The 16,754-nt window shown below is 62.6% G+C and carries 10 protein-coding genes; 5 read left to right on the top strand and 5 right to left on the bottom strand.

The features are described from left to right. The first annotated feature begins 9 nt into the window (after positions 1–9). The 4 genes from ACQKPS_RS25550 to proP all read left to right on the top strand — a co-directional run bounded on the left by ACQKPS_RS25550 (position 10) and on the right by proP (position 9,123). The gene (locus tag ACQKPS_RS25550) at positions 10–765 is read left to right on the top strand and encodes a hypothetical protein (RefSeq protein WP_254485153.1); all 756 of its coding nucleotides are present in this window, start codon (positions 10–12) and stop codon (positions 763–765) included. 1,169 nt (positions 766–1,934) lie between these two features. After that, on the top strand, positions 1,935–6,293 hold the full coding sequence (locus tag ACQKPS_RS25555) for a S8 family serine peptidase (protein ID WP_302329842.1): 4,359 nt from the start codon (positions 1,935–1,937) through the stop codon (positions 6,291–6,293). A 214-nt stretch (positions 6,294–6,507) separates the two neighbouring features. Then, positions 6,508–7,482 (top strand): porphobilinogen synthase, encoded by a 975-nt coding sequence (hemB, locus tag ACQKPS_RS25560; protein ID WP_054887370.1) that lies wholly within the window; start codon positions 6,508–6,510, stop codon positions 7,480–7,482. Positions 7,483–7,620: 138 nt separating this feature from the next. Beyond that, on the top strand, positions 7,621–9,123 hold the full coding sequence (gene proP / locus ACQKPS_RS25565; RefSeq protein WP_427605994.1) for a glycine betaine/L-proline transporter ProP: 1,503 nt from the start codon (positions 7,621–7,623) through the stop codon (positions 9,121–9,123). Positions 9,124–9,126: 3 nt separating this feature from the next. Here the strand turns inward: proP and ACQKPS_RS25570 are convergent, their stop codons facing one another. The 4 genes from ACQKPS_RS25570 to ACQKPS_RS25585 form a co-directional block, all read right to left on the bottom strand. Further along, positions 9,127–9,828, bottom strand: a complete 702-nt coding sequence (locus ACQKPS_RS25570) for a YoaK family protein (RefSeq protein WP_427605996.1) — start codon at positions 9,826–9,828, stop codon at positions 9,127–9,129. A 6-nt stretch (positions 9,829–9,834) separates the two neighbouring features. Continuing rightward, on the bottom strand, positions 9,835–10,461 hold the full coding sequence (locus tag ACQKPS_RS25575) for a riboflavin synthase subunit alpha (protein WP_313202357.1): 627 nt from the start codon (positions 10,459–10,461) through the stop codon (positions 9,835–9,837). A gap of 82 nt (positions 10,462–10,543) precedes the next feature. Beyond that, complete coding sequence (gene treS / locus ACQKPS_RS25580; RefSeq protein ID WP_427605998.1) at positions 10,544–12,610, bottom strand: maltose alpha-D-glucosyltransferase; 2,067 nt, start codon at positions 12,608–12,610, stop codon at positions 10,544–10,546. A 76-nt stretch (positions 12,611–12,686) separates the two neighbouring features. Beyond that, complete coding sequence (locus tag ACQKPS_RS25585) at positions 12,687–13,595, bottom strand: LysR family transcriptional regulator (RefSeq protein ID WP_427606000.1); 909 nt, start codon at positions 13,593–13,595, stop codon at positions 12,687–12,689. 94 nt (positions 13,596–13,689) lie between these two features. On the opposite strand from ACQKPS_RS25585, the gene ACQKPS_RS25590 reads away from it, so the two are divergent. Continuing rightward, on the top strand, positions 13,690–14,541 hold the full coding sequence (locus ACQKPS_RS25590) for a type 1 glutamine amidotransferase domain-containing protein (RefSeq protein ID WP_427606002.1): 852 nt from the start codon (positions 13,690–13,692) through the stop codon (positions 14,539–14,541). Positions 14,542–14,573: 32 nt separating this feature from the next. On the opposite strand, the gene ACQKPS_RS25595 is transcribed toward ACQKPS_RS25590, so the two are convergent. Then, positions 14,574–16,730, bottom strand: a complete 2,157-nt coding sequence (locus ACQKPS_RS25595; protein WP_427606004.1) for a TonB-dependent siderophore receptor — start codon at positions 16,728–16,730, stop codon at positions 14,574–14,576. Positions 16,731–16,754: the final 24 nt, after the last annotated feature.

The raw sequence follows: 16,754 nt of genomic DNA on the forward strand, positions 1-16,754 counted from the left end.
GGGGCGCAAATGCTGAAGAGTTATGCGGTTCGGCTGTATGTTGTTATTTGGCAAGCGTTGAGGGTCTGTGCTGGTTTGTTCTTGATGATGCGGGTCGCTCTATATTCTTCGGCACTATATTCTATTTACACGAGGCCGATGCAATCTTATGAGCCACCTCCTGTTGCCTGCGGGGTGATGGCGGGCGAGGTTTATGAGTTTTCCCGGCTCTATTTTCCGTTTTGGCCCGAGTATGAGGAACGTAAAAATGGTTCGTATTATGTGGGCAGGCGTGGCTGCGATAGAAACATCAAATTGATTGTCCTTGCAATGACTTGGCCGGCGTTGGAGCCCGCAAAAGATCGCCGGATTTATGAGCGGCTTTTAAATAATCAAGGCTTGTTGGTTGCAGTGAGTCCGATGGAGTTGAGTAAAAATGACCTGAAGCAAGTGCGAGACCATTTATTGGATAAGTTTTCATCCCGAGAGGCTTCAGTTGTTACATACGACAATTCGCTAGGCCTCTATAGAGTCGCGGGGGGCGATTATTTTTGGGGTAGGCGAAGCAGGAAATTATATTGGAGCGAAGAGTTGGGAGTAGTTACATCGGTGACTATTTGCAACTGGCAAAAGCAGGAGCCCGATTTTTATGCTTGTGAAATGACCTTTGTGATGAGCGGGGACTTGAGGGTGAAAGTTACGTTGTCGCCGGAAAATTTTGTGCGTTGGTTTGAGGTGCGGCGTGCGCTGGAAGAGTTTCTTGTCAGTAGCAAGAAGATTGTGTGATGTTTGATTGGCTAAGGAGGCTGCATGAAAAAGTCCTTGGGTATGTATGCGTTGATCGTCGTGTGGAACGTGCTGAGGGTTTAGTTTTTTTCATGATTTTTCTCCCAGTGGCAGGTGTTGGCTTTGCTGAAGGTGTTTGTGGTTTTCATCAATGAAATATGAGGTGATATATGTCTGGCTTGCTTCAGGAAGATGTAAGGCGTGCGCGTGAGCTCTTTGAGTCTCAGGGGGTGGGCGCAATGTATGATTATTTGGAAAGCAAAGGTGATCGTTATGCTACCCTCGCGAATGGTGTGGCAAAGGGGAATTCAATAGCAGGTGTTGCGGCGATCGACTTCATGAAACGCACGGAGCAGGGGGCCGGCCGTCCTATGCAGGAGGAGGATGTCGAGCACGTGCGAATCAAAATGGCCGAGGCCTATTTAGGTCTGCTGAGTGAGAAGGTCAAAGCAGGAACTATCGGTGTTGAAGTCAATCATTTGGAAGTCTGGAATTTTCACTCTGATGTTTTCAAAGACTTGGGGAGATCAAAAGATGCTTGGACGCTGAATACCATTTTTGATCTGCTTCATCCCGACAATCGGCAGACCTATTGGGAAGGTGTTCTGGACGCAGCAGGCAGTCCTGGCTCGGAACTCTTGTTAGCGATTCGAACTGATGCGAGCGTTGCATTTTCTGCAGCGTTGGCGCCTGAGGATTTACGCGCCAGAGCAGCATCATGGAAAGCGAGGATCGATTCACCTGGAGGACTAGGGGCGGTTGTGCTGGGCGTAGGTGCCGTCACGGCAAATGGAATCTACAGCTTGATTTCCGACCTTATTCGATCAGATGAGCCCGCACCTTCCCAACCCATCCAGATCGAAATCACCCCAACCACCGAATCCCGCCGCGACCTGCAAGGCCAGGACGACATCCGCAACGACGTCAGCGCCGGCTACGTCAACCGCCGCCTGACTCACAGCATCGCCTTCACCGACAACACCCTGAACAACACCGACTTCACCTCCGCCCAACTGGGCAGCCTGGCCACGGGCGGCATCCGCCCCGGCGAATTGCAACTGGACCCCAATGTCCGCCCCAACCAGCACCTGGCCCAGTTCTATCAGGATGGCGCTGACCAGCCGGACTTCAGCCTGCGCAACGCCGCCGTCCTGAACGGCCTGGCCGCCATGACCTCGGTCAACACCTTCGTCGACCCGCTGCTGTTCGACCTTAGCGGCCAAGGCGCAGGGCTGACCGGCATCGAAGACGCAGTGCTGTTCGATGTCGACAACAGCGGCCAGCTGCGGCGCACGGGCTGGGCCGATCGGCAGACCGGCATGCTGGTGCACGACGACGGCAGTGGCCAGGTTGTCAGCATCCGTCAGCTGTTTTCTGAATACTACGGCGGCCAGCCCGGCAGCAACGGCGCCCCAGGCGAGGCACCGTTCAAGGATGGTTTCGCTGCGCTGGCCAGTGTCGATGCCAATGCCGATGGCTTGATTACGGCTGACGATGCGGCGTGGGCGCAGTTGAAGCTCTGGGTCGATGCCAATCACAATGGCCGCGCCGATGCCGGTGAACTCAAGGCGTTGCCGGAGCACGGCATCACACAGATTGACCTGCGCCAGGTTCAGCCGCTGAACGAGGTTCGCCAGGGTAACGAAGTCATCTCCCGTAGTGCGTTCGTGGCCAATGGTGTGGAGCGTGAAGTGCTGGCAGTGAAGTACCTTGCTGACACTGTCGGTAACCTGGTCGAGCAGCAAGACGGTGCCACCTTGCTGACCTCCACCAGCGGGGCAACTTCGCGCCGTTCCTACATCAGCAACAGCCCGCAGGGCGCCGAGCTCGATGCCGCCGCGCTGGGTGTGGATACCCTGCAGGGCGGGGCCGGTGACGATGTGCTCAAGGCCGCCCCAGGCGGCAGCTGGCTGGTTGGCGGCGGTGGCAGCAACACCTATGTGGGCGGCGCCGGTGATGATGTGCTGGTGATCAGCGCCACTGACCAGCTGGCGAATATCCGTGGTAACGGCGGACGTGACACTGCCCTGATCGTCGGCGAGCAGGGGGTTGGCCTGAACATGGCCGAAGCCGGGCTGACCATTGCCCAGGGCGGGCGTGGCAAGGACGTCATCATCAGTGGCGGGCAGCGTGGTGTTTTCATCAAGGGCGGATCGGGCAACAGCCTGCTGATCGGTGGCGGCGGCAATGATGTGCTGGTCGGGGGCACGGGACGTAACACCCTTATTGGTGGTACCGGCAAGGCAGTGATTTATGCCGGCCCCAATGGCGATCGCATTCAGGCTTCGGCCGCTGGCAGTATCATCCATGCCGGTGGCGGTGCAGACCTGATCACCGGGGGGGCGGCGGATGATGTGATCGAGGCCGGGCGCGGCAATGCCACCATCGATGGCGCAGGCGGGGTCAACCTCGTCACTCTGCATGGCAATCACGATGAGTACCTGATTACCCGCACGGCGACGGGATACCAGATCAGTGATCGGCAGGCTGAGCGCGATGGCAGCCTTACCCTGAGCAATATTCAGAAACTCAGTTTTGCCGATATCGCGGCGGTCGATCTGCAGGCACCCGGCGCACTGCCGATTGGCGATACGCTTGCCCCGGTACAGCTGGCTGCATTCACCACCACGCCTGCCGCTCTGGTCATTCCTGCCTCGGTGCTGCTGGCCAATGACCAGCCACTCAACAGCACTGGCCCGCTGCGGATTGCCTCGGTCAGCGACGGCAAGGGCGCGACCGTCCGGCTCAATGAGCAGGGTGATGTCGAAGTCACGCCGTTACCCGGCCATGACACGGATGTGACCTTCCGCTACGACCTCGTCGATGCTGCCGGCAACCCATCGCTGGGCGTGACAGAGGTCGCCAGCGGCGCATCGGCCCCCTTGCGCGCCACGGTGACCTTGCGTCACCAGCAGTCGCCTGTCGACCCGTTGGCGGCGCGCCAGTGGTACCTCAATGAGATCGACGTTCAGCCGGTCTGGCGTGACTTCTCGGGCAAGGGCGTGAGGATCGGCCAGTTCGAGCCGGGAGGCGAATTTGCCGTTGCGCCCGAGATCTTCGATATCCGTCACCCGGACCTGCAAGCCAACATCGACCCCATCTGGCTGCAGACCCAGCGCAGCAATGGCACGCTGCCGGCCCTGGCGTCCAACCATGCGACGCAAGTGGCGGGGGTCATGGTCGGCGCGCGCAATGACCAAGGCGGCATCGGCATTGCCTATGACGCGAAACTCGGTGGGCACTATCTGGCCAACAAAGGCGACGACCTGACCAGCCTGGGGCAAATGGTCAACTACGACATCGCCAACCACAGCTGGGGTTTCAAGACCGATTTCGCCATTGGCAACGTGCCCGAAGGCAGGGTCGACACATCCCTGGCCCTGGCCTTCAGCGCAACGCTGGCGGCCACCAACGGGCGCGGCGGGCTGGGTACAGTCATCGTCACCTCGGGCGGCAATCAGCGCGAACAGGGCGGCAGTGCGCAAGGGTCGCTGATCAACAACAGCCGTCACGCCATTGAAGTGGCGGCCGTCAATGCCAAGGCAGACCTGTCAGTATTGCAGGTAGCCAGTGCGCCATTTTCCAACCCCGGTTCGAGCCTGCTGGTGGCGGCGCCGGGCAGCCATGTGCTGTCGAGTGGCATCAACCTGGAAGCCGAGCGGGGCGCAAAGGTTGGCAGTGCCTATGGCACGACCCAAGGCACCAGCTTCGCGGCGCCGATCGTCTCCGGTGTGGTGGCGTTGATGCTGCAGGCCAACCCGGGGCTTGGCTATCGGGATGTGCAGCAGATTCTCGCGTTGTCTGCGCGCAAGGTCGATGACCCGGCAACCGCCTGGCGCGACAATGCCGGGTTCAACTGGAATGGTGGCGGTATGCGTGCCAGCCACGATTATGGCTTCGGCATGGTCGACGCTCGTGCCGCCGTGCGTCTGGCCGAGTCGTGGGCTGGCCAGTCGAGCAAGGCCAACGAGCAGCAGCTGTCGGCTGGCAGCGAAGCGCTTGCGAAGTTGATTGCGCCGGGGCAAGTCAGCACATTCGCCTTGAACATGCCGGCCGGGGTACTGGTGGAACATGTCGAAGTCGATATTCACTCGCAAGTTGGCCGCCTCGGCGACATGACCGTCACGCTGATATCGCCTGGCGGAACGCGCAGTGTGCTGCTGGACCGTGCGGGCAAGGCACCGGGCTCGGCCGAGGACGACCTGGGCAATTTACGCTCGGGCGAATTCAAATACGGCTTCATGTCGACCCATCATCGCGGTGAACGCTCGGTCGGCGAATGGCGGCTGGAAGTCAGCAATGCCGGCAGCGGGCTGCCACTGACGCTTGATCGCTGGGCATTGCGCGTCGTCGGCAGCCCCAGCAACGCCAACGACGTCTATTACTACACCAATGACTACGCCGATGCCGTGGCCCAGAATGCTGCGCGCGCCGTGCTGGACGATGCGGTCAACGGCACTGCAGGCGGGCGCAACACCCTCAATGCCGCTGCGCTCAGCCGCAGTATTTCGGTCGATCTGGTCAGTGGCATTGCCAGTATTGGCGGGGCCGCACTCACCATTGCCCCGGGTGCGGTGCAAAACCTGATCGGTGGTGACGGTGACGACACCCTCATCGCTGGTGCGCAGGGTGCATGGCTCGATGGCGGGCGGGGTTACAACCTGCTCAAAGGTGGCAGCGGCACTGATCGCTACGTCATTCACAAGCGTGCGGACGGCCGTGATGAGCTCGAACAGTTCGAGCACTCCCGGGAGATCGTTGACCTGGTAGGGTTTGCTGGCAAGACCTTCGCCGACCTGCAACTGAACCAGGAAGGCTCGGCTGCTGTGGTCGGGCTTGGTAATGGGCAAACGTTGCGTTTCGCCGACCGTGCCATTGCCGACTTGCAGCCTGACCACTTCCGTTTCATGGACTCGCCGATTGCTGCGCCGGGTTATTTTGACGGCACCCCTGAGGGGCAAGCACAGGTGCCGGTCAGCGCTACCGTGCTGCTCAGTGGCGGGGCAGAGGGTGTATCGCTGTCAGCGGATGCATCGGGGCAGTTTGTCGCGTCACTGAAAGGCACGATCTATGGCCCGAGCAGTGTCACTCCCAGTGTGTTCGTGGTGGGCAAACAGGACGGTGTGACCGACTACAAGAATACGTTGCGTGGCTTCCGACACGGTATCGACAAGATCGACCTGAGCCAGACCGGTATCAGCCGCTACGAAGACTTGCAGCTCACCAAGGACGAGCGCTTTCAGTTGAATGGGTTCGCCCAGATACACGGGGTGACGGTGGCGGACCAGGGCAGCAGGGTGAAGCTGTTATACCTGGATGCGCTGGAGCTGGCTCAGGTAACGCCTGACGATTTCATCTTCGCCCCGCCAGCAGCGGCGGCCTTGCCTGTCATGGCACCCGTACAGACGCCCAACCTTGCCAACCTGGTGGATGCCATGGCGGCGTTCGCCCCGCAGGCAATCAGTACCCACCTGCTTGCCGAGAGCCCCGATCAGCGCTGGGAGTCAACCATTGCTGTAGCAGCCTGAGCACGGGCAGCAGGTAAAAATTGCAGTTCAAACCGAAGGCGGTACACGTTTGTTGCGCCAAGACGCGCTTCAACACAAGTGCCGCCGTTTCCTCGCCGCACGGGCAAGAAATCGGCTGTTGCGATTGACGCAAGGCAGTATCTCGTCATCCGGCCTTTTCACTGGCGCCGGACAGGCATAAGGTATACGCCGTTAAAAATGCCCTGGAGCTGTCATGTCCAACCGTTTCCCGTCCGTTCGTCCCCGCCGCCTGCGCCAGAACGAATCCCTGCGCACGATCTTCCAGGAAACCGAATTCCGCCTGGAAGACCTGATCCTGCCGATCTTCGTCGAAGAAGGCATCGATGACTTCGTGCCGATCACCAGCATGCCGGGTGTCAACCGCATTCCGGAAAAACGCCTGGCCCAGGAAATCGAGCGCTATGCCCGCGCCGGCATCAAGTCGGTGATGACCTTCGGCGTGTCGCACAACCTCGACGCCACCGGTAGCGACACCTGGAACGAGAACGGCCTGGTTGCGCGCATGTCGCGCATCTGCAAGGACACCGTGCCGGAGATGGTGGTGATGTCCGACACCTGCTTCTGCGAATACACCAGCCATGGCCACTGCGGTGTGCTGCACGACCATGGCGTGGACAACGACGCTACCCTGGCCAACCTGGGCAAGCAGGCGGTTATCGCCGCTGCTGCCGGTGCCGACTTCATCGCCCCGTCGGCGGCGATGGACGGCCAGGTGCAGGCCATTCGTAGTGCCCTGGACGGTGCCGGTTTCCACGACACCGCGATCATGGCCTATTCCACCAAATTCGCTTCGTCGCTGTATGGGCCGTTCCGTGAAGCAGGCGGCACCGCGCTCAAGGGCGACCGCAAGAGCTACCAGATGAACCCGATGAACCGCCGCGAGGCGGTGCGTGAGTCGCTGCTCGACGAGCAGGAAGGGGCCGATGTGCTGATGGTCAAGCCGGCCGGCGCCTACCTCGACGTGATCGCCGACATCCGCGCTGCGTCTCGCCTGCCGTTGGCGGCCTACCAGGTAAGCGGCGAATACGCGATGATCAAGTTCGGCGGCCTGGCCGGTGCCATCGACGAAGGCCGGGTGGTGCGTGAAAGCCTCGGTGCGATCAAGCGCGCCGGTGCCGACCTGATCCTGACCTATTTCGCCATGGACCTCGCTCGCGACGGGATCTGACCTTCCGCAAGCGCCGCTTCCGAGCGGCGCTTGCAGTGCGCGCAATGCGCTGGCGCAGGAAAAAAGCAGTAAGCGCTGAATTATTTAGTGTCCCGTTGTATCAGATCCCATAGAGCTATCAGCAACAGGGAAACGGGCATGAAATCTCGCAAGAAAAGTGTCAAGCCGATCGGTTTGAAAGACATCACCATCGTCGACGACGCCAAGATGCGCAAGGCGATCACCGCCGCCGCGCTGGGCAACGCCATGGAATGGTTCGACTTTGGTGTTTACGGCTTCGTCGCCTATGCGCTGGGCAAAGTGTTTTTCCCCAATGCCGACCCCAGCGTGCAGATGATCGCGGCACTGGCCACGTTCTCGGTGCCGTTCCTGATCCGCCCGCTGGGCGGGCTGTTCTTCGGCGCCCTGGGCGACCGCTTCGGGCGGCAGAAGATCCTCGCCGCCACCATCGTGATCATGTCGCTGAGCACCTTTGCCATCGGCTTGATACCGTCCTACGCCTCGATCGGCATCTGGGCACCGATCTTGTTGTTGCTGGCGAAGATGGCCCAAGGCTTCTCGGTGGGCGGGGAGTACACCGGGGCATCGATCTTCGTCGCCGAATACGCCCCGGACCGCAAGCGCGGCTTCCTCGGCAGCTGGCTGGACTTTGGCTCGATTGCCGGCTTTGTCCTGGGGGCGGGGGTGGTCGTGCTGATCTCCACCGTGCTCGGCGAAGAGAAGTTCCTCGAATGGGGCTGGCGCCTGCCGTTCTTCCTGGCCTTGCCGCTGGGCATCATCGGCCTCTACCTGCGCCACGCCCTGGAAGAAACCCCTGCTTTCCAGCAGCACGTCGACAAACTCGAGCAGGGTGACCGCGAAGGGCTGGCCTCGGGGCCGAAGGTGTCGTTCAAGGAGGTTGCCACCCAGCACTGGCGCAGCCTGATCACCTGCATCGGCGTGGTGATCGCCACCAACGTCACCTATTACATGCTGCTCACCTACATGCCCAGCTACCTGTCGCACAACCTGCACTACAGCGAAGACCACGGCGTGCTGATCATCATCGCGATCATGGTCGGCATGCTGTTCGTGCAGCCGATCATCGGCCTGCTGAGCGACAAGTATGGCCGCCGCCCGTTCATCGTGGTCGGCAGCGTCGGGTTGTTCGCCCTGGCCATCCCGGCCTTCATGCTGATCAATAGCGGCGCGCTGGGGCTGATCTTCTCAGGCCTGCTGATCATCGCCGTGCTGCTGAACTTCTTCATCGGTGTGATGGCCTCGACCTTACCGGCGATGTTCCCCACGCACATCCGCTACAGCGCCCTGGCCAGCGCCTTCAACATCTCGGTGCTGATCGCCGGCCTGACCCCGACCCTCGCCGCCTGGCTGGTGGAGAGCAGCGGCAACCTGTACATGCCGGCGTACTACCTGATGGTGATCGCCGTGGTCGGCCTGGTCACCGGCCTGACCATGAAGGAAACCGCCAACAAGCCGCTGCGTGGCGCAGCGCCTGCGGCGTCGGACATCGAAGAAGCGCGTGAACTGCTGCAGGAGCACCACGACAACATCGAGCAGAAGATAGAAGACATCGACGCGCAGATCGCCGAGCTCGAGGCCAAGCGCCAGGTGCTGGCGCAGCAGCACCCGCGTATCGACTGAGGCTCAGCGCGGCATGTAGCCGCGCTGCCAGGCGCGCGGAATGAAGCGCGACACCAGCGCCAGCAGGCAGGCCAGCGCGGCGCTGCCGGCCATCGCCTGCAGGCCCAGGCGCTGCTGTAGCCAGGCACCGAGGGCAGCGCCGAGCAGCATACCGGCCCAGGGCACCAGTTGCACCCGCCAGCCGTTACGCCGCTCGCCCAGCAGCCAACGGCCCAGGCCACGGCCGAAGCGCGACAGGGCGCCGGTGACGTAGGTCAGGCCGATGGGCAGGCCATTCACCTGTTCCACTACCGCATTGATCATGCCCATGGCCAAGGTGGCCGCCAGCAGCGCCGGGAACGTCGCCGCAAACGGCCACCCCGAGGCGCAGGCAAGCAGTGTGGCGACCACCAGCAACACGGGCCAGGCCCGGCGTTGGAAGCCACGGGCCAGCATGACACCCAGCGCGTTGCCGGCCACGAAGCCCAGCACGGCGCCACTCAGGCGCAGCACCATGGCCAGGTCCGCCTCACTGATGGCCACGGCCAGGCGCGTGGTGTTGCCGCTCATGAACGAGACGAAATCGCCCAATGCCAGCAGGCCGATAGCATCCGTCATGCCGGCCAGCACCGACAACCCGGCCACCAGGCCAAGGCCGACGCGGCCACGCAGGACCTGCAGGCGCAGGCGCCTGGCCGTGCGCGCGGGGAGGGCGTTGGGCAGCATGTGCGGTCAGCGCGGCATTTCGCGGGCGAGGGTGCTCTTGATGGTGCGCTCCACCACATCCACCAGCACCATGGTCTGGTGGTCCACCTCGATATTCAGCAGCTCGCCGGCCTGGTAGCGGGCGAAGGTGGTCTGGCGCAGGGTCTCGGGGATCAGATTGATGGTCACCACGTTGTCCTCGACATCGGCGACGGTCAGGCTGCAACCGTTGACGCCGATGAACCCACGCGGGAACACGTATTTGCCCCACTGCGGTGGCATGCGGAAGGTGATGAACGCGCCAGTCTCCTTGATCGACAGCTCGACGACCTCGGCGGTAGTTGCAATGTGGCCAGCCATCAGGTGGCCACCCACTTCGGCGTTCATTTTCGCCGAGCGCTCGATGTTGACCCCCTGGCCAGCCTTGAAACAGCGCAGGTTGGTGCGTTCGAGCGTGGCGGTCATGGCGTCGAACCTGACCTGGGTGCCGTCGATTTCGGTGACCGACAGGCAGGTACCTTCGACACTGACGCTGGCGCCGATCTTCAGTTCGTCGAGCAGTTCCGGGGTGAGGTCGATGGTGAACTGTTTGTGGCCCGGGTAGCTGGTCACATCAAGCAGAGGGCGGACGGCCTGGACGATGCCGGTGTACATGGAGTTGCTCCTGGGCACAGAGTGGGAAAACATCAGGAAGCTATGCCCATGGAGCGGCAAATGCAAGTTGCCCGTACCGGCCTCAGAGGTGCCCGCTGCTGTTCACGATCCGCAAGCACAGGGCCTCGTAAGGGTCCAGGTTGATCATCAGGCGGCCGTCTTCGCTCAGGTCGCCTTCGACCGTTTCGTTGATCATGTCCACCACCGTCCCGGGGGTGAAGCCGGTCAACTGCAGCTCCTCGGCAATCACCGCCTGGCCGAAGTTCAACGCGCTGATCTGGATGCCACGCCCGGCCGGCAGCTCATGCACCATCACCAGCAGCCCTGGGCTGCTGACCTCGGGTACCAGCACCTGGCGGCTGGTGGCGATGCCATAGGCTTGGCGCACGGCCAGCAGTTTCTTCACCTGGCTGGCGAACGACGCGGGGTTGTCCAGCTGACTGTCGATGCTGCCATACAGCGCGCGGGCGCGCGGCATGCCGCGCACCGAGGTGTCTGCCTGCGGAGCGAGCCCGGCCAGGTCGTAGCCACCCCGGTGGATCCAGCGGGTATCGCCGTCGGCCATGCGCTCGGCCACCGCCTCGGCCGGCAGTGGCAGGGCGCCGACCATGTCCCAGCCGGACAGCGCGACCACGCCCGGTTGCATGGCGTTGTACATCACCAGCAGCAGGTGCACCTTCTGGATCAGTGCGATGTCCGCCGGGCTGATTTGTTCGAGGTCGCGCATGCCCAGCGCGGCAGTGATCAGGCTGGCGGTGGTGCAGGCGATGCCGTTGGTGACGAATCGCAAGTTGTACGGTGCATGCTCACCTGACAGGCGTTCGTAGATTTCCTCGCGGATGTGCTCGCGCAGGATGCTGCCAGGCAGCGTCTGGCCCTTGTACAGGTATATGTCGTGGGCGTGCAGGGTCCAGAAGTGCACCAGCTCGACGGTCAGTTCGTCGTGGTTCTGCAAGGCGTGGATCAGCGACGCCGGATCGATGCCGAAGGCGTGCATCTCCTTGAGCATCAGGCGCAGGAATTCGGTGTCGCCGGTCAGCAAGGCGTGCTGGTAGGCGGGGCGGGTGATGAAGTCGTAGGACAGGTCGGCACCGCCCTTGGACATCTGCGCAATGTCGTCCAGGGTCAGGTTGAGCTCCTGGAAGCTGAAGCCGCCGGCCTTGCGGATCATGCCACCGATCAGCTGGTTGCCGACGATCGACAACGGGTGGCTCTCGGACCAAGCGCTGCCGCTGGCACGGGTTTCCACGCCGAGAAAACCGTTGGCATCCAGGCGCAGGCCGCGAGCACCCAGGCAGTCCAGCGCATGCAAGGCGTCGCCGATGATCATCTGCTGGGCTGCAAAGCTGGGGTCGAGCCAGTTCAGGGATGGCTGGCCTTCCTTGAAGTAATGCAGGTACACCCAGCGCCGGGTCTTGCCGTCGACCCCGGTGATGGGCGCGGTGGCGCTCCAGTCGGTTTCCTTGACCCCGGGTTCGAAGAAGATCACCCGCTGCAGCTGACCGACGATGTAATGGCGCGCCTTGAGCTCGTCGCACACGGCCGGCGACAGGTTCACGGCATCGCGGCCCTCAGGCACCTCGGGCAGCAGCGGCCAGTCTTCCTCGCGGATCTCGACCATGTGGTAGAGCCCGGGGTAGGCACCGTGGGCCAGCTCGGCCAAGCGAAAATCCGCACCCTTGCCGGTGTGCGAGGGGATCAGGTCGTCGATGGTCACGGCATTGTGCGCGGCGGCCAGGCGGCTCATCTGCACCAGCTCCTGCTCGGTGCCGTAGAGAGGGTCGATGTCAAAGCTGATGCGGTCGAAGTTGCCGTCGATGCTCGGGGTGAACTCACGTCCGCGAACACCACCAGACTGCTTGATGGGGCCGGTATGGATGCCCTGTACGCCGATCTCCGACAGGCGTTTCCACAGCGCTTCGTGGCCGAGAGCGGCGAGCACCGAGCAGTCTTCGGGGGCGATGATCGCGTCAGGGTAGACCGTCAGCCACACCGAGGCGATCTCGGTAGCGCGGCGTGGCTGGGCTTCGGCATAGGGGTTCTGCCACAGGCGTGACTGGCCGGAGTACAGGCGGGCTCGCTCCTGCGAGGCCTTGAGCATCGAACAGTCTTCGAGCCATTGCAGGTATGACGGGTCGGGCTGGGTCATTTCGCGTCCTCTTTGCGTGGCGGCACCGGCCAAGGTTATGACGGCACTGCGGGCGGATCGTTCGGCTTGGGGGCGGTCATTGCTGCGCCACGGCCCACAGTTGTTGACGAAACCATTGCCGCAGCGGGTCGGCATGGGTCCGCTCATGCCAGATCTGCATGAGTTCGATCTTCGGCACGTTCAGGGGCACAGGGTGCAGGCACAGGTCCGGTTCCCGCCCGGCGGCCTCTTCGGCGACCGAGCGCAGGCAGGTGAGCAGCAGGTCTGTGCCCGGTATCAGTCGTGTCGGGGCAATGAAACTGGACAAGCCAGCCACGATTCGCCGGCTGCGCCCGGCCGCTCGCAAGGCACGGTCCACCAGGCCGTCAAGGTCGCCGGTGAGGGTCGTCAGCAGATGGTCGCAGGCCAGGAACGCCTCAAGATCGAGCCCTGCATGCAGGCGCGGGTTGCTACGCGACGCCAGCACCACGAAGTCCTCGCTGAGCAGGCGTTGCTGATGGAAGGTGTCTGGCAGGTCGGTGAAGAAGCCCGCGATGGCCAGGTCGCAGGTGCCTTTTTCCAGCGCCTCGCGCGGCAACTGGCCAGCGGTGTTGTGGGTGACCAGCACCAGGTTCGGCGCCTGGCGGCGCAGGATCGGCAGCAGCCTTGGCAGCAGGGTCTGTTCCATGAAGTCGGTGCTGTACAGGTGCAGGCGCGCCGGGCGGGCGAGAAAGTCCTGGCCGTCACACCGTTCGTAGAACGCGGCCAGGCTTTCGACCAGCCGCTGTACTTCGGGGGCCAGCTCATGCGCCCGCGGGGTGGCGGCGAGGCCACGGGGGGCACGCACGAACAGCGGGTCGCCAAACTGGTGCCGCAGCTTGTTCAGCTTATGGCTGAGTGCCGGCTGGCTCAGGGCCATGCGCGAGGCGGCGAGGGTGGCGTTGCGCTCCTGGTAGAGCACATGGAACAGGTACAGCAGGTTGAGGTCCTTGCTGGCGATATTCATTTTATGGATCACAGGAATAAGAGCTTTCGAATTATCGAATTCTAGCGGCCTGATTACGATGGGCCCAGTTCCCATATCTGCTCAGGTGAAACCGATGAACAAGCTCAATACCCTGGCGCTGGCCATGACCGGTGCTCTGCTCGCCAGTACTGGCAACGCCGCACCCAAGGGCGAGGTAGTAGTGCTGTTATCCAGTGAACACCAGCTGCCGTTGCAAGACGGCAAGCAATATCCCACCGGTTATTACCTGAACGAGTTCGGTGTACCTGCCGATCAATTGCTCAAGGCCGGTTACAAACTGGTGCTGGTGACCCCCAAAGGCAATGCGCCCAGCGTCGATGTGCGCTCGGTCGATCCGCAGTACTTCGCTGGCGATGCAACGGAAATGCGGCGCATCGAGCAGGTGGTGAAGGGCCTGCCGGGCATCGACGACACCTTGTCAGTGAAGGAGCTGCTGGCAGGCGGGCTGGAGCGCTATGCCGGTTTGTTCATCCCCGGTGGCCATGCGCCATTGATTGACCTGGCCAACGACCCCGACGTAGGCACCTTGCTGCGCCATTTCCACGCGGCCGGCAAACCGACCGCAGCCATCTGCCACGGGCCTATTGCCTTGTTGGCCGCGCAACAGGACCCGGCCAGTTACCAGGCTGCCCTGGCGCGTGGCGAACAGCCGGCGGCCCGTGACTGGGTGTACCAAGGGTATCGGATGACGATTTTCTCCGACCCCGAGGAGCAGGTTTTCGAGCGCTCGCTCGCACCTCAGCGTTTGCAGTTCTACCCGGCCAAGGCGATGGCCGGGGCGGGCGGTGCCATGAGCTATGCCCAGGCCTGGCAGCCGCATGTCCAGGTTGACCGGGAACTGATCACTGGTCAGAACCCGTTCTCGGACAAAGCACTGGCCAAGGTGCTGCTGGAGAAGCTGGCTGAGCCCGGGCAGCGGCAGTGACTGCCAGCACGCCAGCGCCCCGCCCTTGAGTGCTAGAACGTGTACTTGGCCGTCATCATCAGGTTACGCGGCGCGCCCCAGGTGTCGCCGCCGTAATCTACCGAACTGGCAACGGCCGAGTAGTACTTGCGGTCGAACACATTGTTGGCATTGAGCTGCAGGTCGAGGTGCTGGTTGACCCGATAACCCGCCATCAGGTCGGTGACGGCGTAGGCGCCCTGGACCAGCCGGTACTCGCTGCCGTCGGCCACGGTGAAGTCGTTGTAGATGCGGCTCTGCCAGGCGATGTTGCCGCCGACGCGCAGCTTCTCCAGCGGGCCCTGGAAGTGGTACACGGTGTTCAGCTTGAACATGTGTTCCGGGGTGTCGGTGTCGAAACGCTGGTTGACGTTGGCAGGGTTGGCGGCGTCCTTGATGGTATGCGCGCGGGCGTAGGTGTAGCCGCCCCCGACCTGCCAGTTCGCTGTCAGTGCGCCTTGCAGTTCCATGTCGATACCCTGGCTGCGTACCTCGCCCGAGGCTTCGTAGCAGGAGGTTTGCGGGCAGTTCGCCACGAACACCTGGGTGCCGCGGTTTTCCTGGTCGATACGGAACAGCGCGATGCTGGCATTGAGCTCTCCGTCGAAATACTCGCCCTTGATGCCGACCTCGTAGTTCTTGCCGACGATCGGCTTCACCGGGGTCCCGGACGTGTCCTTGTAGCTTTGCGGGGTGAAGATGTCGCTGTAGCTCACGTAGACCGAATGATGGTCGTCGAGGTCATAGATCAGGCCGGCGTACTTGGTAACGTTGCGGGTGACCTTGTAGTCGCCGTCACCGTCGCGGTTGTCATAGTCGTACCAGTCCAGGCGCCCGCCGAGGATCAGCTTGAGCGGGTCGGCGAGGTTCAGCCGAGTGGTGATGTACACGCCTTCCTGGGTGGTGACTTCGCGCTGGTTGCCGGTGTGCACGAAGTCCGGTTTGCTGCCGTTGAGCGGCCAGTACATGTCGTACGGGCTGTAGTTGCGCGTGTCCATGTCGTAGATGCGCTTGCTCGCGCCGACCACCAGCTCATGGCTGCGACCGAGCAGTTCGAACGGGCCGCTGACGAAGCCGTCCAGGCCTGCCTGGTTTTCCTGGTGCCTGGACTGGTAGACCGTGCGCGCAATCGGCGCCTGCAGCCCGCCCCAGCGCGACTGGTAGGACCCGGTGAAGGTGGCCTGCTGCTGCGCGTAGTTGGCATTGACCTGCAGCTTCCAGTCGTTGGCCAGTAAATGGCGCAGTTCGGCGAACAGGGTATCGATCTGCTGGTCCTTGTTCTCCCAGTCGCTGCCGGGGTTGTAGGAACGTGAGAAGCCCAGGTGGTGACCATCGATCCCAGTGGGCATGGCGCCCCAGAAATTATTGGTCTTGTCTGTCTGGTGCGAGAAGCCGAGCATCAGGCTGGTGTCATCGGACAGATCGGCCTCGGTCACCGCATAGAACAGGCCGTGGTCTTCCTCGACATCATCGATGTAGCTGTTGGCGTCACGGTAGGACGCCACCACACGCCCGCGCAGGGTACCGCTGTCGTTGAGCGGGCTGGAGGCATCGACCTCGCCGCGGTAGTCGTCCCAGCTGCCGGCGGCGCCGGTCAGGGTGACCTTCTGCTCGCCCAGCGGGCGCTTGCGCACCAGGTTGATCGCCGCCGACGGGTTGCCGGCGCCAGTGACCAGGCCGGTGGCACCTCGCACCACCTCGACCCGGTCGAACATCGCCAGGTTCGGCTGGGCGCCGACTACCCAGCCGGTATAGCCGCTGGGGATGCCGTCGTACATCAGGTTATCGATGTTAAAACCGCGTGCCGTGTAGCTCTGCCGACCCGGGCCGCTGGAGTAGTCGAGGAACAGGCCAGGCGTGGCCTTGACCACGTCGTTGATGCTGGTCATGGCCTGGTCGTCCATGCGCTGGCGGGTGATCACGGTCACCGCCTGGGGCGTTTCGCGCATGCTCAGCGGCAGCTTGGTGGCGGTGGACATGGCGCCGGTAGTGTAGGAGCCCGAGCCCTCGGTGGTGCTGCCCAGCCTGTCCGAGCTGATTTCAGTCGCGCCCAGTTCCAGCGTGGTTGGCGCGTCTTCGGCCAGGGTGGGCGTGGCGATGGCCATGCTGATGGCCATGGCGAGCGTATGGTGGGCGGCGAGGGGGCGCGTGTGCGCGAGGGGCAACAACATGATAAGCAGGCTCCTGACTTTCGC

The sequence above is a fragment of the Pseudomonas sp. NPDC086566 genome (genome assembly GCF_050280885.1).
Lineage (GTDB): Bacteria > Pseudomonadota > Gammaproteobacteria > Pseudomonadales > Pseudomonadaceae > Aquipseudomonas > Aquipseudomonas vlassakiae.

What these genes read in the sequence shown, in the direction of transcription:
- ACQKPS_RS25550 (WP_254485153.1), top strand. Translation starts at nt 10, where the DNA reads ATGCTGAAGAGTTATGCGGTTCGGCTGTATGTTGTTATTTGGCAAGCG.
- ACQKPS_RS25555 (WP_302329842.1), top strand. Translation starts at nt 1,935, where the DNA reads ATGACCTCGGTCAACACCTTCGTCGACCCGCTGCTGTTCGACCTTAGC.
- hemB (WP_054887370.1), top strand. Translation starts at nt 6,508, where the DNA reads ATGTCCAACCGTTTCCCGTCCGTTCGTCCCCGCCGCCTGCGCCAGAAC.
- proP (WP_427605994.1), top strand. Translation starts at nt 7,621, where the DNA reads ATGAAATCTCGCAAGAAAAGTGTCAAGCCGATCGGTTTGAAAGACATC.
- ACQKPS_RS25570 (WP_427605996.1), bottom strand. Translation starts at nt 9,828, where the DNA reads ATGCTGCCCAACGCCCTCCCCGCGCGCACGGCCAGGCGCCTGCGCCTG.
- ACQKPS_RS25575 (WP_313202357.1), bottom strand. Translation starts at nt 10,461, where the DNA reads ATGTACACCGGCATCGTCCAGGCCGTCCGCCCTCTGCTTGATGTGACC.
- treS (WP_427605998.1), bottom strand. Translation starts at nt 12,610, where the DNA reads ATGACCCAGCCCGACCCGTCATACCTGCAATGGCTCGAAGACTGTTCG.
- ACQKPS_RS25585 (WP_427606000.1), bottom strand. Translation starts at nt 13,595, where the DNA reads ATGAATATCGCCAGCAAGGACCTCAACCTGCTGTACCTGTTCCATGTG.
- ACQKPS_RS25590 (WP_427606002.1), top strand. Translation starts at nt 13,690, where the DNA reads ATGAACAAGCTCAATACCCTGGCGCTGGCCATGACCGGTGCTCTGCTC.
- ACQKPS_RS25595 (WP_427606004.1), bottom strand. Translation starts at nt 16,730, where the DNA reads ATGTTGTTGCCCCTCGCGCACACGCGCCCCCTCGCCGCCCACCATACG.